The organism is Streptomyces sp. NPDC037083 (assembly GCF_055606485.1).
In genome coordinates this window covers 176,229-201,060 of the sequence record NZ_JBVJSQ010000015.1, presented here as the reverse complement: position 1 = coordinate 201,060, position 24,832 = coordinate 176,229, and the positions used below count along the sequence as shown (strand labels likewise).

The window sequence follows — 24,832 nt, the reverse complement described above, 5'->3', positions numbered from 1 at the left end:
GCGCCACCCCTACGTCATCGGGAGACTTCCGCCCAGACCACCTTGCCGGTGTCCGTCCACCGCACCCCCCACCGGGTGGTGAGCCTGTGCACGACGTGCAGGCCACGCCCGCCGTCGTCGAGGAGGCCGCCCCGGCGCAGACGCGGCCTGCCGTTGCCGGTGTCGCCCACCTCGCACAGCAGCCCGTGACCGGCCCGGATCAGTCGTACGGTGATGGGACCGGCGGCGAAGCGCACCGCGTTCGTGACCAGCTCGCTGACCAGCAGCGGGACGTCGTCCTGGGTGTCAGCCCTGGCGTGCCATTGCCGCAGCAGCGCGGAGACCTGCGCGCGGGCGCGGGCGGGCGCGTCGTCGCGGGCGGGCAGCCGCCAGGTCGCGGTGTCGCCCTTGCGGTAGCCGATCATGCGCACGAGCAGAAGGGTCACGTCGTCGCGCTGGTGCACGTGCGCGTGCGCGGAGACGATGTGCCGTGCGGCCTGCTGCAAGGTGTCCCAGGGGTGCACCGTGGCCAAGGTGTCCGCCAGCCTGCTGATGCCCTCGTCGATCGACAGGGCCGGATCCTCCACCAGGCCGTCGGTGTAGAGGGCGAGCAGCGAGCCGGGGGGCGCGTCGAACGTGTACACGTCGAAGGGCTCCCGCAGGGCGAACTCGGCGCCCAGGCCGGGGTGAGGGTTGACCGGGAGCGGGCCCGCGGAGCCGTCGGGGAGCACCAGGACCGGGGGGAGGTGGCCGGCGCTGGAGAGCGTCACCTGTTGGCTGACCGGGTCGTAGAGGGCGATGCAGCAGGTGGAGCCGAGGGCGCTGTAGCCGGCCGCCAGCCCGGATTCCGGTTCGTCCAGCAGTGTCACGGTCTCGTCCAGGTGCTCCAGCACCTCGTCGGGCGCCAGCCCCGCGGACAGCAGGGCGCGGGCCTCCATGCTCAGCTGGCCCATGGTCGCCGCGGCTCCCAGGCCGTGCCCGACGACGTCACCGACCACCAGAGCGGTACGGCCGTCCGGCAGCGGGAAGCTGTTCACCCAGTCGCCGCCGACGCCCGCGCTGTCGGGCGTGGCGGGCTGGTAGACGCTGGCGATCTCGATGGTGTGGCCGCCCGTCCGGGGCAGCAGCCGCCGCTGCAACGCCAGCACCTGAGTGTGCTCGCGCTGGTGTTGACGGGCCAGGTCGACGTGATGGGCGGTCCTGGCCACCAGTTCCTGCAGGTCGAACAACTCGCTGTCGCGGAAGGGGTAGTCCGACCGCCGCCAGACCTCCGCCACGCCCAGCACGACGGGCGGCGCGGCGTCCAGGACCAGCGGTATGCACGCCACGCTCGCGGACCGGTCACCGGGCACCAGGGCACGGATCACTCGCGGACTGCCGAGCAGCCGCTCGACCGACTCCCGGTCCGGTATGACGATGGCCTGCGGGGCATCGTCCCGCCGTACCGCCTGCGCCAGCAGGCGACTGGCGTCGCTCGGAAGATCGTCCCCCGGAGTCAGGTAACCCTCGGGCCACACCCGGTTCGGCACCAGGGCTGCCCGCCGTAGCCGGATGCGCCCCTGCGCCTGCTCACTGACACCCTCGCCCGTCCACACGGCGAAATCGAGGTCGACGGCGGCCACGTCCCCCCAGGCCAGCAGGGACTCCGCCAGCGACTGCGCGGTCTCGCCGATGTCCAGCGAGGTGCCGATCGCGGTCTCGGCGGCGTACAGGTGCAGCCTCCTGGCCATGGCGATCAGGGAGACGGTCAGGCCTTCATGAGGCGCCGCGGCGGGCAGGATGCTCATCGAGACCACCAGCTCCGACCCGTCGGAGCGCCGCAGACGCTGGATACGGGCGACATGCGCCTCACCGATCTCCAGGACCTGCCGCAGCCGCCGTGTGACCGTCGGTACGTCCCCGGGGGGCAGGAGATCGGCGAAAGGACTCCCGATCACGGCGTCCAGTCCCGTGAACACGGCGGCGTCAAGGTTGCAGCGCGTGATTCTCAGGTCCTGGTCGAGGTTGACCACGCCGAGAATCTGATCGTGACGGTCGACTGCCGGGTTGTCGGGTGCGCGTCGGCGGGTGGTGAGGTCGTCCCGCGCGCTGTCGGAACCGGCGGCCGCTGCCGATCCTGCGCGCGGGATGTAGCGCCCCAGGGCGCTGCTGACCATGTCGAACGGCGATGAGGACGAGGAGGAGGGCGTGGAGTCCATGCGGCTCTCTCAGCAATCCCCGGCGCGGTGCCGGGGTCGTTACTCGGACCCGTGCGACGGGGCACCGAGATCCCCCACCGCACACCTCATTGAATACCACCGGGGGGCGCTTCGCCCACACCAGCGGATCGCTCGGTGAACACGGACAGTGAGGGAGCGCCGCGACCGCCGGGGCCGCACGCACCTTGCGGGGAGCGTCGCCGCGCAACCGGTCGGCCCGGGTTCTTGGCTCTCCCGCAGGATCCCGGAACACGACCACGTCGCCCTCACCCGCGGCGTCGGCAGCCCGGCGAGCGCGCCCCTCGAACGTGCCCGGCTCGTCGAGCGTTCTGAAATGATCACGGCGTGAAACCGAACACTGACGGGCCGGCTGTCCTGGCTCCGCGCGAAGTCCGCGTACCTGTCCCCGACGGCGGTCGGCTGTGGGCAGAGCGCAGCGGTCACGGAAGCCCGGTGGTGCTGCTGCACGGCGCCGGCATGGACTCTCGTCTGTGGGACGCCGTTGTTCCCGAGCTGGCTCGTCATCACGACGTGATCCGCTACGACGCCCGGGGGCTGGGCCGCTCCACGCCACCGGGGGAGCCGTTCAGCGACGTCGACGATCTGCGCGCCGTCCTTGACCACTTCGGTCTGCGTCAGGCCGCCCTGGTCGGGTTGAGCATGGGTGGGGAGACCTCGCTGGACTTCGTCCTCGCCCATCCGGAGCGGGTCATCGCACTGGCCCTGATCGGCGCCTCGGTCAGTGGTCACGTCTGGCCGCGAGGTCCCGAGTTGTCCGCCTACGCCACGGCGCGCCGGGAGCAGGACGCGGCAGCCCTGGCAGAGCTGGAACTGTCGATCTGGGCGGCGATGGGTCACGCTGCTCCCGGGGGAGAGCTCATCGAGGCGATGGTGCTCCAGAACGCCGAGCGGCGCATGGTGAGCGAACAGCACTCCAGCGCGGGTCCCGATGCCGTAGCGCACCTCGGGGACATCGCGGTACCGACGCTGGTGGTCCACGGCGACCGCGACCACCCGGAGATCGGTGTCATCGCCGAACGGCTCGTCACCGGCATCCCCGGCGCCCGCGGCGAGGTGATTCGGAACGCCGACCACTATCTGCCGCTCCGCACACCCGAATCCCTCACCGGGCTGCTGCTGGCGCACCTGCGCTGACGGCCGCGACGGACGTGTCTCCGAGTCCGGCACCTCGGCGTTCGACCGTGGCGGCGGGACCGCCGGCTGCGCAAGCGGGCGGCCCGCCGAACTGAGCGGTGCCGACCACCCAAGTACCCCCAATCAAGGGGCCACTTGGGTGGCCGGTGCGGATCGGCGGCCCGAACGCCGTCCACTGCTCGCGGCGGGGCGTCACGAGGGCCTGGAGAGCCCGGAGGGCCCTTGTGCCGGACGGGTCGGCGGAGCCCGGCTCGGGGATGTGTGGGGGGCTATTCCGTGCGCAGGCCCTCCGGGCGCATCATCCGCAGCAGCGGAGGCAGGCTGAGCAGCGTGACCACGCCGACCACGGCCGCGCCCACGCCGGTCATGGTCAGGACGCTCGCCCAGTCCATGACCACCGGTGTGCGGGTCATCTTCAGCAGCACCGAGCCGAGGGTGACACCCACCGCCGTGGCCAGTACGAGGCCGAGTCCGACCGGGAGGGCCGTCTGCCACAGCACCGACAGGCTCAGCGTGCGGCGCCGGGTGCCGAACGCGACCAGCGCGGAGAGCAGCTTCCTGCGCTCGCGCAGCTGCTCCAGCTGGGAGACCAGCAGACTCGCGCCGATCAGTGCGAGCACGAACGCGGAGCCGACGAAGAGGCCGGTGCGGATGGAGGCGTACTTGACGTCCTCCTGGGTCGCCGACCAGCTGTAGGTGCGTGCCAGGGGGTCGATCCGGGCGACGGCGTTGCGTATGTACTCCCGTGAGTCCGGCACCGAGGGGTCCAGACGCAGGTAGACCCCGGCCGAGAACAACGCGGGCGCGGCCTTGGCGGGCAGGGCGGCGGGGGTGACCAGCAGACTGTTGGAGTCCCCCAGCGAGTCCTTGCGCGCGTCCACCACCCGCACGTTCGCCGGAACGGTCCAGGGCACCTCGATGCCGCGTTCGGTGGCGTCGCCGTACGACGGGTCGATGTAGAGCTGCCGACCGGGCTTCATCACGGCGATTTCTTCGGCGTTGTCGGGGTCGGTGTAACCGGTCCTCGTTCGCGTGACGAACACGTCGCCGTCCTTGCAGGAGGGCAGCGTGGCGAGTTCACGCAGGGCGGTGCAGTTGCCCACGGTCAGGCCGTTGCTGTTCTCGGGGTCGCGACGCGCGTCCCCGTACTGCGATATGGCCAGGGCCACCGCGGCCCGTACCCCTTTGGTGCCGTTGAACTCGCGCTCGACACCGGACAGCGGTTTGCGGTCGCTGAAGTCGACCTGCATCTGGACTCGTCCGGGGTCCTTGCCGGTTTCCTTGGTGTACTGGCTCTGCGTTCCCGTGAACAGCATCTGCAGGGCGATGGCTCCGGCCACGGCGACGGCGATGCCGTTGACCATGCGCGCGGCGGTTCCGCTGCTCAGCTGCAGCCGTCGTACCGCGAGCTGCCAGGACAGCGCGCCCTTGCCGAGGCGGACGACGACCGCCTCCACCACCCAGGGGAGCAGCGCGGTGATGCCGATGAGCAGCAACAGCACGCCGCCGATGACGAGGTACTGGTTGAAGTCGCCGTTCTCGCGGCCCTTGCCGATCAACGGGTAGAGCATGGCGAGGCCGGCCAGCGGCGGCAGCAGCCGCCACCACAGCCGCCGGCGGCGCTGCTCGGCCGCGCGCACGACGCCGAGCGGTTCCACCACCACGCCGCGCATCGCGAGCAGCGTGACGAGTACGGCGGCGACTGGGACCGCCACCGCGACCAGCGCGGCGAGCACGGGGGAGGGGTCGAGGTAGCTGGGCCAGACGCTCACGCCCAGCACCTCGGTGGAGCCCAGCGTCTGACGGCCGAGGAGGAAGAAGCCGGTGCCGATGACCAGGCCGAGCAGGGCTCCGGCGAGCGCTTCTCCCGCCGCGATCCGCCGGGTCATATGGCTGTCCGAGCCGACCAGGCGCAGCGCGGCCAGCCGGCGGTCGCGGCGCTCGCCGCCGAAGCGGACGGCGGCGGCGATGAACACGGCGACGGGGGTCAGCAGCACCACGAACACGACCAGGATCATGAGCAGCAGCACCGGGTCGGTCTTCTCGGACGCCGCGTCTGACGCGTCCGGTTTGCCGTACCGGGTCAGCCGGTGCACGGGGGAGACGTCCGTGGGTTTCAGCCCCGAGGCGCCCGCGTAGTAGGCCAGTTCGTGGGAGCCGAGGAGTCCGCTCTCGCCGATGGTTCCGGTGATCTTGTAGGGCAGCCGTTCCCGCAGCAGCTCGGCGCCGTCCGAGGCGAGCAGGTCCTTGAGCGCGGGGGAGACCACCATCTCGCCCTTGCCCGGGAAGCTGTCGACCCCGGGGGGCAGCGGCGCCCGCGCGCCCTCGGGCTCGACGAGCCGGCCGCGGACGTCGTCGTCGTGCCAGACGGTGTCGGCTTCGGCGATCAGGAAGGTGTCGTCGGCCTTCGGCGGCGCCTCGTCGGAGTACAAGAACGTGTTGTCGAAGCGGGCGTCCTCCACCTTGTGGCGGGCGGCGAACACGTTGGGCAGGGCGGTGCACAGCAGGAGCAGTGCCACGCCGATGCCGACGCCGACGCCGGTGAGCGTCATCCGGACCCATCCCTCGCGTCCGCCGGCGACGGCGAAGCGGGCCCCCATGGCCAGGTCTTGGACCCTCCCCCACGCTCGGCTTCGCTCGCCTGGGAGGTGCACCCTGCGAGGACTCATACGGCGCGCTCCATGTCGCGGGACTTCCCGTCGCGGACGACGACCTCGCGGTCGGAGTAGGCGGCCACGCGTGTCTCGTGGGTGACGAGGACGACGGCGGCGTTGGCCGAGCGTGCGGCCTCGGTCAGCAGTTCCATCACGCGTTCGCCGTTGGACGAGTCGAGCGCGCCGGTGGGTTCGTCGGCGAACAGCAGGCGCGGTCCGGTGACCAGCGCGCGGGCCACGGCAACACGCTGGCCCTGGCCGCCGGAGACCTCGCCGGGACGCTTGGCCTCGAGGTCGTCGACCTCCAGGCGCTGCATCCAGCCGAGCGCGGTCCGCTCGGCTTCCTTGCGGGGGGTGCCGTTCAGCCGCAGCGGCAGGGCGACGTTCTCCACACAGGTCAGTTCGGGCACCAGCTGACCGAACTGGAACACGAATCCGAACTCGGAGCGGCGCAGCGCACTGCGCTGGGCATCGCTCATCTTCGTCAGTTCACGCCCGTTGTAGGTGATCGACCCGGAGTCGGGCGGCACGATCCCCGCGAGGCAGTGCAGCAGCGTGGACTTGCCGGACCCGGAGGGGCCCATGACGGCGACGACCTCGCCGGGGTGTATGGAGAACTCGGCGCCGTCCAGCGCCATGGTCGGGCCGTACGCCTTGCGCAGGTCGTGCGCGGTGAGCAGGGTACCGGGGGGAGAAGTCGTCATCGGGTCACGGCCTCACGGAGTTTGTCGAGTCGGGCGGCGGTCAGCTCGAGCCAGCGCAGGTCGGCTTCCAGGTGGAACAGGGCGTGGTCGCAGATCAGTTGATCCGCCAGGTCGCCCTTGCGCTTGCGGTCGGTGAGGAGCCGCATGCTGCGCAGATGCTCGGAGCGCTGGGTGTCGAGGATCTCGGCGGCGTCGCGCCGGGTGAGCAGTGCGAGGACGACCTTGGTGTAGAGGGTCGACTGGAGGTGTTCCTCCGGCTTCTCCGGGGTCGCGAGCCACCGCTGTACGTCGGTGATCCCGGCGTCGGTGATCGCGTACCGCTTGCGCTCGGGGCCGCCGCCGGACTCGATGCCGTCGACCTCGACGAGCCCGTTCTTCAGCAGGCGCGACATCGTCGAGTAGACCTGGCCGTAGTGCAGCGGCCGGTCATGACCGAACTTCTCGTCGAAGGCCCGCTTGAGGTCGTAGCCGTGGCGGGGTCCGGACTCCAGGAGTCCCAGAAGAGTGTGACCGATGGACATGACCCGTACTCTACACACTGTGTATACGCGGCGTGTATACACAGCGTGTAGAGATAGGGGCGGGATGCACGACAGTGCAGGTGAGCGAGCCGGGAATGCCGATCATCACGGTTCGGAAACAGGCGGTCGGCCGGTGAAGGACTCGAGGCCGGGACCGCCCCCGTGCGGCGAAGGCGGCCAGGGCGGGGTGGATCGGACCGCCGGCGGCCGTGGCCGTCTCGCCGCGGCGCAGACGCATGGTGTCACCGCAGGCGAACAGCAGAACGAGTCCGGTGGCGGCCATCGGCGCCAGGACCGGCGCGAGGTCGAGCACGGCGGGCAGGAGCAGGCCGGCCACAGCCGGCAGTTCTCCCTGACCGAGGACTTCCGCACCCGGGGACGAGGCAGCCACTCGGCCGTGGCATGCCGGAACCCGGACAGCGCAGAGACGTGGGTCACACCGCGCCGTGTCACAGGCGTGAAGGCCGTCTCGTCTCGGGGGTGAAGGCATCGACGAACGTGGAGGAACACACGATGGACGCGCGACTGAACTACCTCGCCAGCCCGGCCGCCGGCAAGGCCCTCAAATACTTCATGTCGGCCGGCCGGGAGCTGAAGGAATCGCCGCTGCCCGCCACGACGCAGGAACTGGTGGCGTTGCGCGTGAGCCAGATCAACGGCTGCGCGGTCTGCGTCGACATGCACACCAAGGAAGCCGCCGCGGCCGGCGAGAGCCTGGTGCGGCTGAACCTGGTCGCGGCCTGGCGGGAGGCAACGGTCTTCACCGAGGCCGAACGCGCCGCGCTCGCCCTGGCCGAACAGGGAACCCGGGTCGCGGACGCGGCCACGGGGGTCGGCGACGAGGTGTGGGCGCGTGCCGTCCAGCACTACGACGAGGAGCAGCTCACCGCCCTCGTGCTGCTGGTCTCGTTCATGAACGCGGTGAACCGGCTGAACGTCATCACCCAGCAGCCGGCCGGCGACTACCAGGGCGGCCAGTTCCACTGAACCGCCGGACGCACCCCGCCCCGACCCGGGCCGGGCCCGCCGGGGCCGGGATGCGGTGGTCGAGGCGGGCAGGGCGGTCGCGGTGCGAGCGTTGCCTGCTCCGCTCACCCATCTGATCATCCTGGAGAGATGCCTCGGCGGCCCGGTCCGGCCAGGCACACAGACTGCAAGGGGGAAGTCATGGGCAAGGTCGAGGAGTTCGAGGACCTGCGACCGCTGCTGTTCTCGATCGCGTACCGGATCCTGGGCGGCGTGGGCGAGGCGGAGGACGCGGTGCAGGAGACCTGGCTCCGCTACGACGCCTCGACCACCCGGCCCGTGTCGGCCAAGGCGTTCCTGTCGGCCACGGTGACCCGGATCGCGATCGACGTCCTGCGCTCCGCCCGAGTACGGCGGGAGCAGTACGTGGGACCGTGGCTGCCCGAGCCGCTGGTGGACGATCCGTACGAGGACCCGGCCCGCGCGGCGGAGCTGGCCGACTCGGTGTCGATGGCGGCGCTGCTGCTCCTGGAGCGGCTCAGCCCGCTGGAGCGGTCGGTGTTCGTGCTGCGGGACGTGTTCGCCTTCGGCTTCGACGAGATCGCCGCCGCGGTGGGGCGCTCGGAGGCGGCGTGCCGGCAACTGCTCGTACGGGCGCGCCGTCACATGAACGAGGGACGGCCCCGGTTCGAGGCGGACCGCCGGGAACGGCAGGAGCTGGCGAGGCGGTTCTTCGAGGCACTGGCGCAAGGGGACGTGGACGGACTGCAGAGTCTGCTCTCCGCCGACGTCCAGCTCGTCGGGGACGGCGGCGGCAAGGCCCCACAGCTGGCCAGGGCCGTCGCCGGCGCCGAGAACGTGGCCCGGCTGCTCGCCACCGTCTACCCGCTGATGGCCCGGGTCGACATCACGTTCGAAGCGAAAGAGGTCAACGGCCAGCCGGGCGCGCTCTTCCGCGACCGCGACGGCAAGGTCCTCCACATCCTCGTCCTCGACCTGCTCGACGGGCAGATCCAGACCATCCGCTCGGTCATCAACCCCGACAAGCTCGGTCACCTCGGCCCGGTCGCCGATGCCTGGGCCGTCGACCGGGAGGTGAAGCAGGCCCGCAAGCGGACGCAGTGACCTCCCGGCCGGCGGCGTGCAGGCGGCGTCGCCGGGGCGGGAAGCAGCACAGGGCGGGCCCGAGACAGTGGCACAACGTTCTCCGGGCGCCCCGCCATCTCCCGTACCGGGCTGGAAGCCCGGCTGCTCGCACGGCCTGAGGGCCTGCCCGCTCCCGGGGACTGCGATATCACCGAGGTCGCTGCTCCCCATCCCGCATCGGTCCTCTGCAAGCGAGTTGATCTCCTGGACGGCGATGGAATCTGCGTAGGCCGCTGCAGGGCGGCATGCATAAGATCACGAGCATGACCATGCGACTTGTTCAGATCGCGATGAATGCACGGGACGACTCCGCGCTCGGCCGGTTCTGGGCGGAGGTGCTCGGATGGAGTACCTCCGTCGAGGAACCCGGCGTGGTGACCAACCTCGAACCCGTCGGCTTCGCCTATCCCGACCCCACCGCCGTCTGCATCGACATCATCACCGTCCCGGAACCCAAGACGGTGAAGAACCGCGTGCACATCGACCTCGCCACCACGTCTGAAGCCCATCAGGCGGAGCTGGTCGCGCGCCTGAAGGAGCTCGGCGCGACGCCCGTCGACGTGGGCCAGGGCGACGCCCCGTGGACGGTCCTGGCCGACCCGGAAGGCAACGAGTTCTGCGTGGCCGAGCCTCGGGAGATCTACCGCGACACCGGGCCGATCGCCGCGGTCGTGGCCGACTGCGCCGATCCGCGGACCATGGCCCGGTTCTGGGACGAGGCGATGGACTGGACCCTGCACGAGGTCACCGACGATCACGCGATGCTGCGCTCCGACAAGGGCGTCGGCCCGTATCTCAAGCTCGTCCGCACACCCGACGCCAAGACCGTGAAGAACCGCGTCCATCTCGACCTCCGGCCCTACCCCGGTGACGATCAGGCGGCGGACGTGGCCCGGCTGCGGACCCTCGGCGCCACCGACATCGACCTCGGCCAGGGCGACGTGTCGTGGACGTGCCTCGTCGACCCGGAGGGCAACGAGTTCGACGTCCTCGCTCCGGGCTGACCCGGGGCCAAGCCCCCGACAAGTGCGCGCACGGGGCCGGTCAGGTCAGTGCCTGCTTCCGAAGACCGGCCGCGGTGCACCGCCCGCGAGAAATAAGGTCGCCTGGTCGGCGCGACTCCAGTGCCATGGTCATGGTTGCGTCGGATCACAAGGCCAGATCCACCTTCGGGTCCACGGACCAGTGGTTGGTCCTGAAGATCCGCCCGGCGAAGGTGACGTCGGTCTCCGAGACGAAGCGGAAACCGACCGAGCGGCAGATGCCGTTGGAGGCGGCGTTGGTCGTCGCCGGGAAGGCGTGCACGACTCCCCAGCGCTCCTCCTCCCTGGCCTGCTCCAGGAGAGCGCGGACGGCACGCCTGCCCAGCCCTTGCCCTTGGAACGGAGGCAGAACCATCCAGCCGATCTCGGACATCGGCCTGTCGTCCACGCTGTGGGACCAGATGGTCACTGTTCCCGCCACCACCTCGGGGGCGGCAGGATCGGGAACGATCATTTTGAACCAGGCAAGGTCGGCCGCAGCCTGTTCGGCATCGCGGCGAACCTTGGCCTCCATCTCCTCACGCGGCTGGGGGCCGCCGAGGTCGGCCATCATGACGGGATCGCATCGCATTCGGACGTAGGCTTCGACATCGTCCGGTGAGACGTTGCGCAACCTCACTGGCTCCTCCTCGTGTTCACCGAGATCGTTGCACAGCATCGATCATGCGCAGCCCCGAACGCCCGCGCCGTCCGGGGCGAGGCCCGGATGAAGCCCTATTCCAATGCGGACTTCAGCGCGGAAGCAGTGGTCCCTGAATTCGTGAAAGGGATCTTCCAGCGGAATGCAACGCCGTCGCCGTCGACGTACACGAGGGTGCCGCCCTTCTCGGCGGCGGTGATGTCGAACGCAACAGTGTCGGCCTGGTAGGTCTTGGGCGACACATCTGGAGCGCCCTCACTGAATCCAACGGGAGCGATCCTTCCCGCCCCCTTGCTGTTCCCCGCCTTGACGATCTTCCCGTCGGGTGTCTTCCACCGGAAACCACCCGTGCCGGCCGTGGTCGTCACCGGGGTCTTGGACCGGTTCCCGGCTTCGAACCTGACGACGGCGAAGAGACCGCGCTCCGGGGTTTCAGTACCGGCCTTGTCGACGTAGACGACGGCATCCGGGGTGATCTGCGCGGTGCCTCTACCACCGACACCGGCCGTGTCGGCGCTCTGCCCGAAACGGAGCGCGGCGCGTGGACTCGGCTGCGGATCCCTCTTGTCGTCACTGCCGGAACAGGCAGTGAGACTCAGGCAGCAGGCTGCTGCGAGCGCGGACGCTCTGATGACGTGGCGCATGATCCCCCCCGGGCCGAAGCAGACGCAGTATGCAGAGTCTGCACCACGCCGGCGTCAGATGGATCACCGTTGCCCAGCAGTGACCAGCCGCGCACCAGATCTTCTTCCGCCGCATGCCGTCGAGAGCGAAGCCGCCCAGCGGTTCCAACAGCCCTGGGACAGCCTCTCGGGCGCGGGCCGCGTCGTCGGCCCACCTTGAGAGGCCCATGGTCCCGGACGCCGTCATTGCGGTTCCCGTTTTCACGCCGTCACTTCCCTGCTCAACAAGCCGTTCATCCTGCCTACTAGACCGGTCGAGTCGAGTAACTCGCGGCCATCACAGGAGAATGACGAGCGCGATGCATTGACCACTGAACCGGGTAAGTGCTTCGATCGGCTCCGCGCGACGCGAACCGCCCTCGGCGGCGCGCCCCTCACGCAGAGCCGCGAGCCGTCGGCCGTGTGCTGCACCGGCACCAACCCGGAGGTGTACGTGACCATCCTCCCCACCAGTTCGGACAACGTTGTCAGATCAGGAATGGGCCGACGACGGCTCCTCCTCGGCGCGGCGCTGACCGCCGGGGTCACCGCGACGCCGGCGCCGCAGGCGGCCTCGGCCGCTCCGGCGGCCCCGTCCGCATCAGCCGCATCCGCCGCTTCGGCCACCCCACGGTCCAAGGCCTTCGTCCGCGTCGACAAGGGCCGCTTCGTCGCCGACGGCAGCGCCTTCCGCTTCGGTGGCGCCAACTGCTACTACCTCCACCAGCAGTCCCACTACATGATCGACAGCGTCCTCAACGACGCGGCCGCCATGGGGCTGCCCGTCATCCGCGCCTGGGCCTTCGCCGACGGCACGGAGAAGAGCGCACGTCCGCTGCAGACGGAGCCGTACACCTACGACGAGGAGGCCTTCGACTCCCTGGACTACGCCGTGCACAAGGCGGGCGAGCTCGGGATCCGGTTGGTGCTGCCTCTGGTGAACAACTGGCCCGACTACGGCGGGATGCAGCAGTACGTGAAGTGGTTCCTGGGCCTGTCCGACGACAGTTACGAGGGCGAGACGCCCCATCACGACCGCTTCTACACCGACGCCGCGATCCGCAAGTGCTACAAGGCCTTCGCGCGGCATGTCCTCACACGCCGCAACCGATACACCGGACTTCTCTACCACCAGGACCCGGCCATCATGGCGTTCGAGCTGGCCAACGAGCCGCGTTGCCGTTCGGACAAGAGCGGCGCGACCCTGCTGGGCTGGGCCGACGAGATGAGCACGTACGTGAAGCGGCTGGCGCCGCACCAGCTCGTCGCGGTCGGGGACGAGGGCTCCTACGGCGAGACCGGCAACCCCGACTACCCGTACTCCGACCATGACGGCGTCCGCTGGAAGGACCTGGTCGCGCTGAGGCACGTCGACTACGGCGCCTTCCATCTCTACCCGCAGGGCTGGGGCGAGACCTCGGCCAACAAGCCCGGCACCCACCCCGGGACGTGGGGCACGGCGTGGATCGACCGGCATCTGCGGGACGGCCGCGCCCTCGGCAAGCCCGTGGTCCTGGAGGAGTACGGGGTCCAGATCGACGCGGCGAAGGACGTGCCCGACACCGCGGCACGCGACGCGATCTACCGCGACTGGACGAGCGCGGTGCAGCGGGGCGGCGGCGCCGGCTCCCAGTTCTGGCTGCTCACCTCCCGCGTCGACGACGGCTCCTTCTACCCGGACTACGACGGGTTCCGCATCACCTGGAACAACGACTCCTCCAACGCCACCCGCTCCACGGCGCTGATCCTGAGGGACCACGCGGCGGCCATGGCCGCCGCCGCCCGCTGAGCCGCGCGGGTCTCGGAACTGCCAGGCGTGCGGCGGGTCAGGCGTGCCGCACGCACCCACCCCCATCGGGAGACACGATGAGAGATCGTCGCTCGACCGCGAGGAACCGCTGGGCCGCCGCCGTCCTCGCCCTGCTGCTGGGCCTGATCGGCGCGTTGCTCGTGCCCGGCCCGGTGTCCGCCGTCGCATCCGCCGGCCACGGGACGTCCGCCTCCGGGCGGACCGGGTCGGCCGCCGCCGCGGCGCTGCCCGCCCGTCTGCGCGGAGTCAACCGCTCCGGTACCGAGTTCATGTGCGTGCAGAACCGGGGCATCTTCGACGGCCCCTCCGACGCCGCCTCCGTCCAGGCGATCAGGAACTGGCGGACCAACGTCGTCAGGGTCCCGCTCAACGAGGACTGCTGGCTCGGCATCAACGGCGTCAACCCGGCCTACAGCGGCTCGAATTACCGCAGTGCCGTCTCCGGCTACGTCTCGCGGCTGCGTCAGGCCGGCCAGTACGTCATCCTCGAACTGCACTGGAGCAGCGGCGTCTACACCGGCTCGGGCTCCAACTGCTCCACGTACGCCTCACAGTGCCAGAAGCCGATGCCCGACAGCGACCACACCCCGGACTTCTGGAAGTCGGTGGCGAACACCTTCAAGAGTGACCAGGCCGTCCTCTTCGACCTGTTCAACGAGCCGTTCCCGAACTCGGTGATGTCCGACTACAACGCATCCTGGAAGTGCTGGCGCGACGGCGGATCGGCCTGCACCGGCTTCTCCTACTCGGTCGCCGGCATGCAGAGCCTGGTCAACGCCGTGCGCTCCACGGGCGCGAGCAACTACCTCCTGGTCGGCGGCATCAGCTACTCCAACGACCTGTCGCAGTGGCTGACGTACGTGCCGTCGGACTCCGCGGGGAAGATCGTGGCGTCCTGGCACTCGTACAACTTCAACTACTGCAACACGCAGAGCTGCTGGGACTCCCAGATCGCGCCGGTCGCCGCCCGCTATCCGCTGGTGGCCGGTGAGATCGGCGAGAACACCTGCGCCCACGGCTACGTCGACACCCTCATGAACTGGCTCGACACCCGCGGCCTCGGCTACCTGGGCTGGACCTGGAACACCTGGGACTGCAGGTCCGGCCCTTCCCTCATCAGCGACTACAACGGCACCCCGACCTCGTACGGCCAGGGCCTGAAGAACCGTCTCGCCTCCAGCTGACCGGAGTGCGGGGCGAGGGGTCGCGTCACCGGAAAGGCGCGGCCTCGTCCACCCCCGCTCTTCCCCGGCGTGGGTCACCACCTCCGGTCTGCATCGGTCAGGCCGGAGGCGGCGCCGTCGATCCGCGTGGGGTCAGGGCCGGCGTCGGCACCTGGTGGGAGACGACTTCCTCGCCGGCGACGACGGCGAAGAGGGTGCGCGCGACCTCGGCGCCGAAGCCGTGGACGTCGTGGCTCATGGCGGACAGGGTCGGGTGGGTCAGCCGGCACAGCTGGGAGTCGTCCCACGCCAGCAGTGACAGGTCCTGCGGTACCGACAGGCCCATCTCGGCGGCGACTGCCGCGCCCGCCACCGCCATGATGTCGTTGTCGTAGAGGATCGCGGTCGGTCGCTTCGCCGTCAGCAGCAGGGCCCGCGTGGCGCGGGCGCCCTCCTCGCCGGCGAATCCGGTGGCGATCTGCAGGCCTTCCTCCAGGCCGAGCTCGGCCGTCGTCGACTCGAACGCGGCGGCCCGGATGCCGCTGTGGCCGAGCGAGAGCGGGCCGCCCACGCGGGCGATCCGGCGGTGGCCGAGCGCCGCGAGGTAGCGGACGGCCTGGGCCACGGCGGTGGCGTCGTCGGTCCACACCGAGACCAGACCGCCGGTCAGCGAGGGGTGCCCGACGGCGACGGCCGGCAGACCGAGGTCCTTCAGGGCCGGGACGCGCGCGTCCTCCTCGTGGAAGTCCACGAGGATGGAGCCGGCGACCTGGCGCCCTCGCCACCAGCTCTCCTGCAGTGCGACCTCCTCGTCGAGGTCGCGCACCAGACGCAGCAGCAGGGAGCAGGAGTGCTCGGACAGGACGCTCTCGATGCCGGAGATGAACTCCATGTAGAACGGTTCGAGCCCGAGGAGGCGGGCCGGGCGGCAGATCGCGAGGCCCACCGCGTCCACCCGCTGGGTCGACAGGCTGCGCGCGGAGAGGTTCGGTTCCCAGCCCAGTTCGCGGGCGGCGGCGAAGATGCGCTCACGCGTGGCCTCGGCGAGACCGGGCTTCTGGTTGAAGGCGAGCGACACCGCCCCCTTGGAGACGCCCGCCCGAGCGGCGACGTCCTTGATGGTCACCCGGGCCGGTGGGGCGCTCACGACGCCTCCACGCAGAAGATCGCCGTGCGTGCCTGCCCCGCCGACACGCCGGACACGCCGCTGACCTCGATGCGGGCCTGCTCACCGGGGAGGAGGGTCATGAGGCCGCAGTCGGCCGCGGCGTCCGGGCCGAGTCTGTCGGCCTGGAGCAGCAGGTCCCGTACCAATGTGTGCGCTGTCACCACGACGTCGACCCTATCGCCGGTGGCCGTGACCGGCTGCACCTCGACCTCGAAGCGGGGCGCGGGGTAGTCGGTGTCGCGGTCGCGGGCGGCGAAGTGGAAGGAGCGCAGGCCGTCCGCCTCGGCGACCAGGTACTCCTTGGGGGAGGCGGGCGTGGGCAGCAGGTCGTCCGGCACGGCGAGGCGAACGACGTTCCTCGCCCCGACGCCGGCGGTGAGCCGCGTCTTCGCCACCGTCGCTCCGTCGGTGGTCAGGCGTCGCAGGACGACGTCGGTGTCCCAGCGGTCGGCGGACTGGTTGACCAGCGCCACGCTCAGGCCGTTCTCCTCCGGCTGGACGGTCAGCAGACGGTCGGCGTAGACGCGGCGCAGCTCGTGGTAGAGCGGCTTGAGCCGTCCGTCCCCGTCGATGGCCGCCCAGGAACTGACCGGCCAGCAGTCGTTGAGCTGCCAGACGATCGTGCCCGCGCACACCGGCCAGTGCGATCGCCAGTGCTCGATGCCCGCGGCCACCGCGCGCGCCTGGACCACCTGCGTCAGGTAGTGCCAGCGGTCGAAGTCGTCGTCGGGCAGGGTGAAGTGACGGGCGACGCCCCGGTTCAGCTTTCCGTTGCCGTCCTCGGCCTTCTGGTGGTGCAGCATGCCCGGGGAGTCGGGGGCCAGGTCCTCGCCGGGGAGCGCGCGGCGCAGCGTCGAGATCGCCGGGGGCGCCTGCCAGCCGAACTCCGCGACGAAGCGCGGCACATCGGTGCGGTACTCGCTGTAGTCGAGGCGGTTCCACACCTCCCAGGAGTGGTGCGTGCCGTGTGCCGGGTCGTTGGGGTGGTGGTCCCAGGAGCCGGACCAGGGGCTGCCGGCGGTGTACGGCCGGGTGGGGTCGAGTTCGGCGACGATCCGGGGGAGCACGCCGAGGTAGTAGCCCTCGCCCCAGGAGTTCCCGGCCAGTTCGGGTTCCCAGCCCCAGTCCCGGAAGCCCCACAGGTTCTCGTTGTTGCCGTTCCACAGCACGAGGGAGGGGTGCGGCATCAGGCGTACGACGTTCTCGCGGGCCTCCGCCTCCACCTCGCCGCGCAGCGGCTGCTCCTCGGGGTAGGCCGAGCAGGCGAACAGGAAGTCCTGCCAGACCATCAGGCCCAGCTCGTCGCAGGCGTCGTAGAAGGCGTCGCTCTCGTAGAGGCCGCCGCCCCAGATGCGCACGAGGTCGACGTTGGCCGCTGCGGCCTGTTCGAGGCGTCGTCGGTATGCCTCGGGCGTGATGCGGGACGGCAGCACGTCGTCGGGGATCCAGTTGACGCCCCGGGCGAAGACGCGGACGCCGTTGACCACGAACATGAACCCCGTGCCGTGCGCGTCCTCGGACCGGTCCAGATGGACGGTGCGGAAGCCGATCCTGCGGTCCCAGGTGTCGAGCGGCACGGGGCCGCCGGTCTCGTCGGTGGCGTCCAGGAGCGTCAACTGGACGTCGTACAGGGGCTGTTGGCCATAGCCCCGGGGCCACCACAGCTCGGGTCGGGGCACGTCGAGGACGACGGTCGCCCGGTCGCCGTCCAGGACGGCACTCGCCTCGGCCCCGGCCACCGAGGCGCGGGCCGTCAGGGTGCGGGCCGCGCCGGTCTCGGTGCGCTCCACCTCGACGTGGAGCTCCACCCGGCCGGTGCCGTCCGCGACCGTCACCACGGGCCGGACCCGGTCGATGCGGGCGGTGGACCAGCTTTCCAGCCGGACCGGCTTCCAGATGCCCGCGGTCACCACGGTGGGCCCCCAGTCCCAGCCGAAGCTGCAGGCCATCTTGCGGATGTATTGGGACGGCTCGGGATAGACGTTGGGCCGGTCCCCGACGAGCTTCCTGACCGCCTCGGCCTCGGTGTACGCCGAGGCGAAGCGCACGCTCAGTTCGCCTCTGCGCCGGGTGACGTCGAAGCGGTAGGAGCGGTGCATGTTGCGGGTGCGGCCCAGGACGTCGCCGTTCACGGCGATCTCGGCCGCCGTGTCGAGCCCTTCGAAGACCAGATCGGTGCGCTCGTGCGGGGAGGGCGGCGGGTCCAGGGGGCGGGTGTAGCTCCAGGCGCGGCGGCCGACCCAGGCCACCTCGTGCTCGTTCGCGGCGATGAACGGGTCGGGGATCAGTCCGGCGGCGAGCAGGTCGGTGTGGACGCATCCCGGGACCTGAGCGGGCAGCCGCGACCCGTCGTGGTGCAGATTCCAGCCCTCGGCAAGAGGGGTGACGTCCTTCATGCGTGGCTCCCATCGAAGCGACTTGGGCCTGTCGGTGATCGGCCGAGCACAAAGTAACGGCTCACACCGCCCGATGTCCATAAACCGGTTCAGTGGCAGGTTACGGAAGCTGATTCCTGGAAAATGCCCAGCTGGCTGGGGTGTTGTCCTAGAAGTCCCTGGATGTGGATAACGATTCCGCATCGCAGCGAGATAAGGAGCTGTACCGGTTTAACTGCGGCTGCCATAGTGCCGTCGTTCCCACTCGCAGTCCGGAGCCGTAACCCTGAAGGGAGTTGGGCACATGGGGAAGAAGTCGCTTTCTGGCGTGCTGATCACCGCCGCGATGCTGGCCGTCGCGGGGTGCAGCGGTGGAGCCGCGACGACGGGCGAGACAGCGAACGCCCCCGCGGACCCGGGGAAGGTCTCCGGTGAGATCAAGGTCCTCACGCACCGGACCGACCTGGTGCAGAACGGCACGATGAAGAAGTACGCGGCCGAGTTCAACAAGATCTACCCGAAGGTGAAGGTCAAGTTCGAGGCCATCACCGACTACGAGGGCGAAGTAAAGATCCGTATGAACACGGACCAGTACGGCGACGTCCTGATGATCCCGAACGCGATAGCCAAGGACGACTACCCCAAGTTCTTCGCCTCCCTCGGGAGCGAGAAGCAGCTAGGCGCCAAGTACCGGTTCATCGACAAGAGCGCGGTCGGCGGCAAGGTCTACGGCGTGGCAACGGTCGGCAACGCTAACGGGTTCGTCTACAACAAGGCCGTCTGGAAGAAGGCCGGCGTCACCGACTGGCCCACCACGCCCGCCCAGTTCCTCGACGACCTCGAGGCGATCAAGGCCAAGACGGACGCCGTGCCCTACTACACGAACTTCAAGGACGCCTGGCCGCTCACCTCTCCCTGGACGGGCATCCTCGGATCGGTCTCGTGCGACGCGCAGGCCGGCAACAAGCTCGTCACCGCCGACCCGTGGGCCAAGGGGAGCGACCTGACGGTCGCCGACACTCTTCTCTACGACATCGTGCACGGCAAGCTCGCGGAGAAGGACCCGAGCACCACCAACTGGGAGGCGTCCAAGGGCATGATCGCCAAGGGCGACATCGCGACGATGCTGCTCGGGTCGTGGGCGATCACGCAGATGCAGGACGCGGCGAAGAAGGCCGGCACCAGCCCGGAAGACATCGGCTTCATGCCCTTCCCCGCCCAGGTCGGCGGGAAGTTCTGCTCCGTCGTCTCGGCCGACTACGTGCAAGCGGTCAGCATCCACTCCGACCACAAGGAAGCCGCACGCGCCTGGGTCGACTGGTTCACCGAGAAGTCGGGCTTCGCTCAGAACGAGGGTTCGGTGCCGACGCCGAAGTCCAGCGCCCTGCCGCCGACGCTGAAGCCGTACACCGACGCCGGCGTCAAGCTCATCGAGGTGTCGCAGAGCAGGACGGGCCAGGTCAACGCGATCGACAAGGCGGCCGAGATCGGCCTCAACACGCCCGACTACCGCCAGAAGCTGATCGACATGGCGCGGGGTGCGCAGAAGGGGGACCTCGGCGACTACCTGACGGACCTCGGCAAGCGGTGGAGGGAGGCGGCGAAGACCGCCGGTTCCTGACCGGTGCAGCAACGGGCCGCCGCCGAGGACCCAGCCCGACGGCGGCGGCCCCGCGCGTCCTCTGCCGTTTCGCACAAGAAAGGCCGTCATGACGGATACGACGAGCAAAGCCGCTCGACGCGGTCCGGCACCCGCCGCTCCCGCCTCGCGCACCCCGGACGCGGACGTTCCCGGTCGCACCTGCCCGCGCTCCTGGAAGGCTCACCCCCTGCGGCGACTGACGCCCTGGATGTTCCTCGCCGGCCCGCTGATCCTGCTGATCACGTTCACCTACGTCCCCGTCGGGAACATGATCTTCTACAGCTTCACCGACTGGGACGGTGTCAGCCCCGACCGGCGGATGGTCGGCCTGGACAACTACGAGCAGATCTTCACGCGGCCGGAGCTGTTCCGTGTGTTCTTCGTGGGCTTCTACTACCTGGCCGCATCCTTCGTGCAGATCGCGATCGCCCTCTACTTCGCCACACTGCTCAGCTTCGACCTGCGGTTGCGCAACCTCTTCAAAGGCATCCTCTTCTTCCCGTACCTCATCAACGGAGTCGCGATCGGCTTCGTCTTCCTCTACTTCTTCCAGGACGGCGGCACTCTCGACTCCGTCCTGTCGTGGTTCGGGGCGGGCGGGGACCACGCCTGGCTGGGCAGCGCGGAATCGGCGAACACCTCACTGGCGGGCGTGTCGGTGTGGCGCTTCACGGGCCTGAACTTCGTGCTCTTCCTCGGCGCCATCCAGTCGATCCCCGGAGAGCTCTACGAGGCCGCACAGCTCGACGGCGCCACCCGCCGGCAGCAGTTCCGGCACATCATCGCGCCCAGCATCAAACCCGTGCTCAGCCTGAGCGTCATCCTCGCGGTCTCGGGCTCGCTCTCGGTCTTCGAGATCCCCTGGATCATGACCGGCGGTGCGACCGGCACCCAGACCTTCGTCATCCAGACCATCAAGCTGGCGTTCCAGTTCAACAAAACGGGCCTCGCGTCCGCCGCGGCCGTCGTACTGCTCCTGATCATCCTGCTGATCACCTGGATCCAGCGCCGGCTGGTGCCCGACGAGAGGACGGACCTCGTATGACCACCCCCGCACCCACCACCGCGCGGCGTCCCTGGATCGGCACCGCGCTCGTCTACCTGTCCCTGGTGCTGGCCTCCCTCGTCGTGCTGTTGCCCCTGGTCGTCGTCCTCCTCACGTCGCTGAAGACCTCCAGGGAGATGACCGACACGGGCGCCCTCTCCCTCCCGCACGACTTCCTCAACTTCGACAACTACGTGACCGCCTTCCGGGACGGTCACATGCTCACCGCCTTCGGGAACACGGGGTTCATCCTCCTGTTCTCCATCAGCGGCACGGTGATCATCGGCTCGCTCACGGCGTACGCCATCGACCGCTTCGAGTTCCGGATGAAGAAGCTGGTCGTCACCCTCTTCCTGATCGCCACCCTCGTCCCAGGGGTGACCACTCAGGTCGCGACCTTCCAGGTCGTCAACAGCTTCGGGCTGTTCGACACGCGCTGGGCGCCGATCCTGCTGTACATGGGGACCGACATCGTCTCCGTCTACATCTTCCTGCAGTTCATGCGCGGCATCCCGGTGTCGCTGGACGAGGCGGCCCGGCTGGACGGCGCGAACGCCTTCACCATCTACTGGCGGATCATCTTCCCCCTGCTGAAGCCCGCCATCGCCACCGTCGTGATCATCAAGGGCATCACGGTCTACAACGACTTCTACATCCCCTTCCTCTACATGCCGTCGGAGGAACTGGGGACGATCTCCACCGCGCTGTTCCGCTTCAAGGGACCGTTCGGCGCGCACTGGGAGAACATCTCCGCGGGGGCGGTCCTCGTCATCCTGCCGACGCTGGCCGTCTTCCTGTTCCTCCAGCGGTACATCTACAACGGCTTCGCCCGGGGTGCGACGAAGTAACGCTCCCCGGGGCGGGCCGCGGCCGCCGGCGGACGCTCACGCCCTCCGGAACATCTCGGCGGCGAGCGGCGAGCGGCGCCGGCCTGGCCGGGTATGCGCTCCGGCCGAGCGCGACCTCATCGGTCGAGTCCGACGGGGGAGTCGCGCGCAGGGCCGCTCAGACGGCGTCCGGGAGCGTCACCGGCCCGGGCTCGGGCCGCTTCGCCGAGCAGCCGTCTCCCGAGGAGCGTCCGCGCAGCCGCCGCCACAGCCAGGGGCCGAGGAAGTCCACGGCCCAGCGCACCTCGGCGCCAACGGCTCTCAGTACGGGAACGGGAGGCTGTGCGGGCAGCGGTTCGGCCCAGGCGGCGTGGCCCGGCAGGCCGAGCGTGTGGGCCATGCCGGAGGCGATCCGCGCATGGCCGAGCGGGCTCGCGTGCAGCCGGTCGTCGGCCCACAAACGCGGGTCGGTCGTGACGGGGTGGGTGAAGACGTCCAGTACGGCGACCCCGTGCCGTTCGGCGGTCGCGCGCAGACGGGTGTTGAGGTCGAGGATCCGGGGGAGGACGCGGCGCGCGAGCGGCGAGACCTTTCCCAGGTCGGGGAAGGTCACCGTGGCGACGCGGGCGCCCGAGGCGGTGAGGCGGGCGAACATCTCCTCGATGTCGGCGACGACCGACGCGGCGTCGAAGCCCGAGCGCACCAGGTCGTTCATGCCCGCCATGACGGTCACCAGGTCCGGCTTCAACTCCAGTGCGGGAGCGAGTTGTTCGGCCCGGATCTGGGCGGCGGTCTTCCCGCGCACGGCGAGGTTGGCGTACGACAGGCCGGGCTCGTGCGCCGCCAGGATCTCCGCGAGCCGGTCGGCCCAGCCGCGGTGGCCGCCTGTGGCGTAAGGATCGCCGAGCCCTTCGGTGAGGCTGTCGCCGATTGCCACGTAGCGCGTGCAGGGGTGCGGGTCGGTCATGAGGAGAGTTTATGCACCTCGTTTCATAAAGGTTCAAGTTTCCCAAAGGTTGAAGCCCGGGTTGTAGTGCGCGCAGGCGCGCGGCGGCCGCCTCCCGGGCGGGACATGTGACAGCGCGGCCGCCCCGCAGGCCCGGCTAGGTGGCGAGCGCGGCTTCGAGCATCCGTCGGGCCACCGGGGTCAACTCGGTCACGTCGGGCAGTGGGCGGGTCGTGGCCAGTGCGCCGGCGAGCCGGTCGTACAGCAGGCCGTCGGTCCAGGCCGCGAGGAGATCCGCGGCCGGCGCCGGGCGGGGAGCCCCGAGCGCTGCCAGCAGAGCGGTGGCCCTGGACCGTGCGGCCAGGCCGGCGCTCTGCAGGTCGGCACGCAGCTCCGGGCGACGGGTTGCCTCCAGGCTGAGTTCGAAGCGGGCGAGTTGGCGGTCGCGCGCCGCCGTCAGCCAGTGGTGCAGCAGTGCGGCCAGCGCGCCTGCGGCGGCCTCCAGGTCCGGGGGCCAGTGCTCCGCTTCCCAGCGATCCGCGTCGGCGACCGAGAGTTCGGCCAGACGGTGGTAGCAGGCGCTGATCAGAGCGCTGCGGGTGCGGAAGTAGTACGACGTGCTGCCGGTCGGCAGGCCCGCGGCGGCGTCTACCGCGCGATGGGTCAGGCCGCGCAGCCCGGCGGTCGCCACGGTGCTGATCGCGGCATCGGCGATCAGGTTCCTGCGGTCAGGGATGGACATGTCCGCACTCTACAGATGTAGAGTGCGGACATGTTCCTCTACAGATGTAGAGGACGCGGGGGTGGAGGGAGACAGTCGACATGGGTGCTCGTCATGCCGTGGTGGCCGGAGGCGGAATCGGGGGCTTGACCGCGGCGGTGGCCCTGAGCCGCCGCGGATGGCGCGTCACCGTCTGTGAACGGGCCCCCGAACTCACGGGCGTCGGCGCCGGCATCGTGCTCGCCCCGAACGCGCTGCGCGCCCTGCATTCGATCGGCCTGGGTCCCGAGTTGTGGGCGGGTGACGGCCTCCCCGGTCAGGTCGGGCTGCGCACACCGGACGGCACGTGGCTGAGTCGATCCGACAGCGGCGATGTGACCGCCCGTTACGGGCTGCCCGCGCGCGCCGTGCACCGCGGCTTCCTGATCGACACCCTCGTGGCCGCCCTGCCGGCCGACGCCGTACGCCTCGGCGTATCAGTGACCGGCGTGGACGACGCGGGGGACACCGTGGCCGTGCGCACCTCGGCCGGCGACCTGCGTGCCGACGTCGTACTCGCAGCGGACGGCATTCGCAGCGTGCTCCGCGGACAGCTCTTCCCCGCCCACCCCGGGCTCCGTCACGCCGGTGAAGCCGGATGGCGGGCGGTGCTCCCCGGTGCGGGCCTGCCTCCCCAGCAGGCTGCCGAAACCTGGGGCAGAGGCGAGCGGTTCGGCGTCGTGCCACTCGCCGATGGCCGTGTCTATGTCTACGCCACCGCCGTTTCCGATCCCGACGCGCGGCGCGAGACCGACCATCACGCGGAGCTGACCCGGCGCTTCGGCGCGTGGCACGATCCGATACCCGCACTGCTGGAACGGCTCGACCAGCGGAACCCGGACCCGGTGGGCATACTCCACCACGACTTCCACGAACTGGCCGCGCCCCTGCCCGGGATGCATCTCGGCCGGGTGGCCCTGCTCGGCGACGCCGCCCACGCGATGACCCCCAACATGGGGCAAGGCGGCTGCCAGGCCATCGAGGACGCGGTCGTCGCGGCGCATCTCCTCGCGCCCGCCGACGACGTACGGGCCGCGCTCGCCGCGTACACGAGGGCCAGACACGGGCGGACCACCCGGATCAGCCGCCGCTCCCGGCGCATCGGCGAACTCGCCCGGCTCTCCCACCCGTTGGCCGTGTCCGTCCGGAACCTGGCGGTACGCGCCACACCGCAGGCGCTGTCGCTGAGAGCCCTGGACACGGTCCTGGGCTGGAAACCGCCCTCCGCCCCCGCCCGCACCGCCGCTTCCGACCCCGCCTCCGATCCCGACCTCGGCTCCGCCTCCGATCCCGGCCCCGCCCCCGGCTCCGGCCCCGCCGGCATAACGGAGCAACGGTGAACTCCACAGCCGCGTCCCGCCCACTTCGGCGGGTGGATTCCGGCCGCTGACCTGCCGGAGAAGTCACGGGGGTAGTCCGGTGGCTCAC

The 24,832-nt window shown here is 70.2% G+C and carries 21 protein-coding genes; 10 read left to right on the top strand and 11 right to left on the bottom strand.

The window, feature by feature from the left end:
• Nucleotides 1-14: 14 nt before the first annotated feature.
• On the bottom strand, nucleotides 15-2,177 hold the full coding sequence (locus ACZ7DE_RS33745; protein WP_470767902.1) for an ATP-binding SpoIIE family protein phosphatase: 2,163 nt from the start codon (nucleotides 2,175-2,177) through the stop codon (nucleotides 15-17).
• 345 nt (nucleotides 2,178-2,522) lie between these two features.
• On the opposite strand from ACZ7DE_RS33745, the gene ACZ7DE_RS33740 reads away from it, so the two are divergent.
• The gene (locus ACZ7DE_RS33740) at nucleotides 2,523-3,332 is read left to right on the top strand and encodes an alpha/beta fold hydrolase (protein ID WP_470767900.1); all 810 of its coding nucleotides are present in this window, start codon (nucleotides 2,523-2,525) and stop codon (nucleotides 3,330-3,332) included.
• Nucleotides 3,333-3,601: 269 nt separating this feature from the next.
• On the opposite strand, the gene ACZ7DE_RS33735 is transcribed toward ACZ7DE_RS33740, so the two are convergent.
• From ACZ7DE_RS33735 to ACZ7DE_RS33720, 4 genes are all read right to left on the bottom strand, one after another.
• Nucleotides 3,602-5,932, bottom strand: a complete 2,331-nt coding sequence (locus ACZ7DE_RS33735; protein ID WP_470767898.1) for an ABC transporter permease — start codon at nucleotides 5,930-5,932, stop codon at nucleotides 3,602-3,604.
• A gap of 65 nt (nucleotides 5,933-5,997) precedes the next feature.
• On the bottom strand, nucleotides 5,998-6,690 hold the full coding sequence (locus tag ACZ7DE_RS33730; protein WP_470767896.1) for an ABC transporter ATP-binding protein: 693 nt from the start codon (nucleotides 6,688-6,690) through the stop codon (nucleotides 5,998-6,000).
• A complete protein-coding gene (locus ACZ7DE_RS33725; RefSeq protein ID WP_470767894.1) occupies nucleotides 6,687-7,211 on the bottom strand; it encodes a PadR family transcriptional regulator in 525 nt (174 codons plus the stop codon). Before ACZ7DE_RS33725 ends, ACZ7DE_RS33730 begins: the two co-directional genes overlap by 4 nt.
• Nucleotides 7,212-7,221: 10 nt before the next feature.
• Nucleotides 7,222-7,548: a hypothetical protein gene (locus ACZ7DE_RS33720; RefSeq protein WP_470767893.1), complete on the bottom strand. Its 327-nt coding sequence runs from the start codon at nucleotides 7,546-7,548 to the stop codon at nucleotides 7,222-7,224.
• 176 nt (nucleotides 7,549-7,724) lie between these two features.
• Here ACZ7DE_RS33720 and ACZ7DE_RS33715 point away from each other — a divergent pair, with 176 nt between their 5' ends.
• The 3 genes from ACZ7DE_RS33715 (at nucleotide 7,725) to ACZ7DE_RS33705 (ending at nucleotide 10,327) form a co-directional block, all read left to right on the top strand.
• Nucleotides 7,725-8,198, top strand: a complete 474-nt coding sequence (locus tag ACZ7DE_RS33715) for a carboxymuconolactone decarboxylase family protein (RefSeq protein ID WP_470767891.1) — start codon at nucleotides 7,725-7,727, stop codon at nucleotides 8,196-8,198.
• Nucleotides 8,199-8,378: 180 nt separating this feature from the next.
• A complete protein-coding gene (locus ACZ7DE_RS33710; protein ID WP_470767889.1) occupies nucleotides 8,379-9,302 on the top strand; it encodes an RNA polymerase sigma-70 factor in 924 nt (307 codons plus the stop codon).
• Between the two features lie 284 nt (nucleotides 9,303-9,586).
• Complete coding sequence (locus ACZ7DE_RS33705; protein ID WP_470767887.1) at nucleotides 9,587-10,327, top strand: VOC family protein; 741 nt, start codon at nucleotides 9,587-9,589, stop codon at nucleotides 10,325-10,327.
• A 145-nt stretch (nucleotides 10,328-10,472) separates the two neighbouring features.
• Here ACZ7DE_RS33705 and ACZ7DE_RS33700 read toward each other — a convergent pair whose 3' ends face one another.
• Both ACZ7DE_RS33700 and ACZ7DE_RS33695 read right to left on the bottom strand, forming a co-directional pair.
• Nucleotides 10,473-10,985 (bottom strand): GNAT family N-acetyltransferase, encoded by a 513-nt coding sequence (locus ACZ7DE_RS33700; RefSeq protein ID WP_470767885.1) that lies wholly within the window; start codon nucleotides 10,983-10,985, stop codon nucleotides 10,473-10,475.
• Between the two features lie 95 nt (nucleotides 10,986-11,080).
• Entirely contained in the window at nucleotides 11,081-11,650 is a 570-nt protein-coding gene (locus ACZ7DE_RS33695) for a hypothetical protein (RefSeq protein WP_470767883.1), read from the bottom strand.
• A gap of 472 nt (nucleotides 11,651-12,122) precedes the next feature.
• On the opposite strand from ACZ7DE_RS33695, the gene ACZ7DE_RS33690 reads away from it, so the two are divergent.
• A complete protein-coding gene (locus ACZ7DE_RS33690; protein WP_470767881.1) occupies nucleotides 12,123-13,457 on the top strand; it encodes a glycoside hydrolase 5 family protein in 1,335 nt (444 codons plus the stop codon).
• Nucleotides 13,458-13,534: 77 nt separating this feature from the next.
• Nucleotides 13,535-14,662 carry a glycoside hydrolase family 5 protein gene (locus tag ACZ7DE_RS33685; RefSeq protein WP_470767879.1) on the top strand — a complete coding sequence of 376 codons (1,128 nt, stop codon included), beginning with the start codon at nucleotides 13,535-13,537 and terminating at the stop codon, nucleotides 14,660-14,662.
• A 97-nt stretch (nucleotides 14,663-14,759) separates the two neighbouring features.
• Here ACZ7DE_RS33685 and ACZ7DE_RS33680 read toward each other — a convergent pair whose 3' ends face one another.
• The gene (locus tag ACZ7DE_RS33680; RefSeq protein ID WP_470767877.1) at nucleotides 14,760-15,788 is read right to left on the bottom strand and encodes a LacI family DNA-binding transcriptional regulator; all 1,029 of its coding nucleotides are present in this window, start codon (nucleotides 15,786-15,788) and stop codon (nucleotides 14,760-14,762) included.
• Nucleotides 15,785-18,205, bottom strand: coding sequence for a glycoside hydrolase family 2 protein (locus tag ACZ7DE_RS33675; protein ID WP_470767876.1), 2,421 nt, complete (start codon nucleotides 18,203-18,205; stop codon nucleotides 15,785-15,787). The genes ACZ7DE_RS33680 and ACZ7DE_RS33675 overlap by 4 nt, the downstream gene beginning before the upstream one ends.
• Nucleotides 18,206-18,488: 283 nt before the next feature.
• Here ACZ7DE_RS33675 and ACZ7DE_RS33670 point away from each other — a divergent pair, with 283 nt between their 5' ends.
• The 3 genes from ACZ7DE_RS33670 (at nucleotide 18,489) to ACZ7DE_RS33660 (ending at nucleotide 21,719) form a co-directional block, all read left to right on the top strand.
• Nucleotides 18,489-19,805 carry an ABC transporter substrate-binding protein gene (locus ACZ7DE_RS33670; RefSeq protein WP_470767874.1) on the top strand — a complete coding sequence of 439 codons (1,317 nt, stop codon included), beginning with the start codon at nucleotides 18,489-18,491 and terminating at the stop codon, nucleotides 19,803-19,805.
• Nucleotides 19,806-19,893: 88 nt separating this feature from the next.
• The gene (locus ACZ7DE_RS33665; RefSeq protein ID WP_470767872.1) at nucleotides 19,894-20,871 is read left to right on the top strand and encodes a carbohydrate ABC transporter permease; all 978 of its coding nucleotides are present in this window, start codon (nucleotides 19,894-19,896) and stop codon (nucleotides 20,869-20,871) included.
• Entirely contained in the window at nucleotides 20,868-21,719 is an 852-nt protein-coding gene (locus ACZ7DE_RS33660) for a carbohydrate ABC transporter permease (RefSeq protein ID WP_470767870.1), read from the top strand. The genes ACZ7DE_RS33665 and ACZ7DE_RS33660 overlap by 4 nt, the downstream gene beginning before the upstream one ends.
• A gap of 157 nt (nucleotides 21,720-21,876) precedes the next feature.
• On the opposite strand, the gene ACZ7DE_RS33655 is transcribed toward ACZ7DE_RS33660, so the two are convergent.
• Together ACZ7DE_RS33655 and ACZ7DE_RS33650 are read right to left on the bottom strand one after the other, a co-directional pair.
• The gene (locus tag ACZ7DE_RS33655; RefSeq protein ID WP_470767868.1) at nucleotides 21,877-22,665 is read right to left on the bottom strand and encodes an SGNH/GDSL hydrolase family protein; all 789 of its coding nucleotides are present in this window, start codon (nucleotides 22,663-22,665) and stop codon (nucleotides 21,877-21,879) included.
• A gap of 136 nt (nucleotides 22,666-22,801) precedes the next feature.
• Nucleotides 22,802-23,386: a TetR/AcrR family transcriptional regulator gene (locus tag ACZ7DE_RS33650; RefSeq protein ID WP_470767866.1), complete on the bottom strand. Its 585-nt coding sequence runs from the start codon at nucleotides 23,384-23,386 to the stop codon at nucleotides 22,802-22,804.
• An 80-nt stretch (nucleotides 23,387-23,466) separates the two neighbouring features.
• Here ACZ7DE_RS33650 and ACZ7DE_RS33645 point away from each other — a divergent pair, with 80 nt between their 5' ends.
• Nucleotides 23,467-24,744, top strand: coding sequence for an FAD-dependent monooxygenase (locus tag ACZ7DE_RS33645; protein WP_470767864.1), 1,278 nt, complete (start codon nucleotides 23,467-23,469; stop codon nucleotides 24,742-24,744).
• Nucleotides 24,745-24,832: the final 88 nt, after the last annotated feature.

Bases quoted from the DNA above. Each gene is read 5' to 3' on its own strand.
- ACZ7DE_RS33695 (WP_470767883.1), bottom strand. From the start codon at position 11,650: ATGCGCCACGTCATCAGAGCGTCCGCGCTCGCAGCAGCCTGCTGCCTG.
- ACZ7DE_RS33670 (WP_470767874.1), top strand. From the start codon at position 18,489: ATGGGGAAGAAGTCGCTTTCTGGCGTGCTGATCACCGCCGCGATGCTG.
- ACZ7DE_RS33705 (WP_470767887.1), top strand. From the start codon at position 9,587: ATGACCATGCGACTTGTTCAGATCGCGATGAATGCACGGGACGACTCC.
- ACZ7DE_RS33645 (WP_470767864.1), top strand. From the start codon at position 23,467: ATGGGTGCTCGTCATGCCGTGGTGGCCGGAGGCGGAATCGGGGGCTTG.
- ACZ7DE_RS33730 (WP_470767896.1), bottom strand. From the start codon at position 6,690: ATGACGACTTCTCCCCCCGGTACCCTGCTCACCGCGCACGACCTGCGC.
- ACZ7DE_RS33675 (WP_470767876.1), bottom strand. From the start codon at position 18,205: ATGAAGGACGTCACCCCTCTTGCCGAGGGCTGGAATCTGCACCACGAC.
- ACZ7DE_RS33660 (WP_470767870.1), top strand. From the start codon at position 20,868: ATGACCACCCCCGCACCCACCACCGCGCGGCGTCCCTGGATCGGCACC.
- ACZ7DE_RS33745 (WP_470767902.1), bottom strand. From the start codon at position 2,177: ATGGACTCCACGCCCTCCTCCTCGTCCTCATCGCCGTTCGACATGGTC.
- ACZ7DE_RS33655 (WP_470767868.1), bottom strand. From the start codon at position 22,665: ATGACCGACCCGCACCCCTGCACGCGCTACGTGGCAATCGGCGACAGC.
- ACZ7DE_RS33715 (WP_470767891.1), top strand. From the start codon at position 7,725: ATGGACGCGCGACTGAACTACCTCGCCAGCCCGGCCGCCGGCAAGGCC.
- ACZ7DE_RS33725 (WP_470767894.1), bottom strand. From the start codon at position 7,211: ATGTCCATCGGTCACACTCTTCTGGGACTCCTGGAGTCCGGACCCCGC.
- ACZ7DE_RS33650 (WP_470767866.1), bottom strand. From the start codon at position 23,386: ATGTCCATCCCTGACCGCAGGAACCTGATCGCCGATGCCGCGATCAGC.
- ACZ7DE_RS33710 (WP_470767889.1), top strand. From the start codon at position 8,379: ATGGGCAAGGTCGAGGAGTTCGAGGACCTGCGACCGCTGCTGTTCTCG.
- ACZ7DE_RS33665 (WP_470767872.1), top strand. From the start codon at position 19,894: ATGACGGATACGACGAGCAAAGCCGCTCGACGCGGTCCGGCACCCGCC.
- ACZ7DE_RS33685 (WP_470767879.1), top strand. From the start codon at position 13,535: ATGAGAGATCGTCGCTCGACCGCGAGGAACCGCTGGGCCGCCGCCGTC.
- ACZ7DE_RS33735 (WP_470767898.1), bottom strand. From the start codon at position 5,932: ATGGGGGCCCGCTTCGCCGTCGCCGGCGGACGCGAGGGATGGGTCCGG.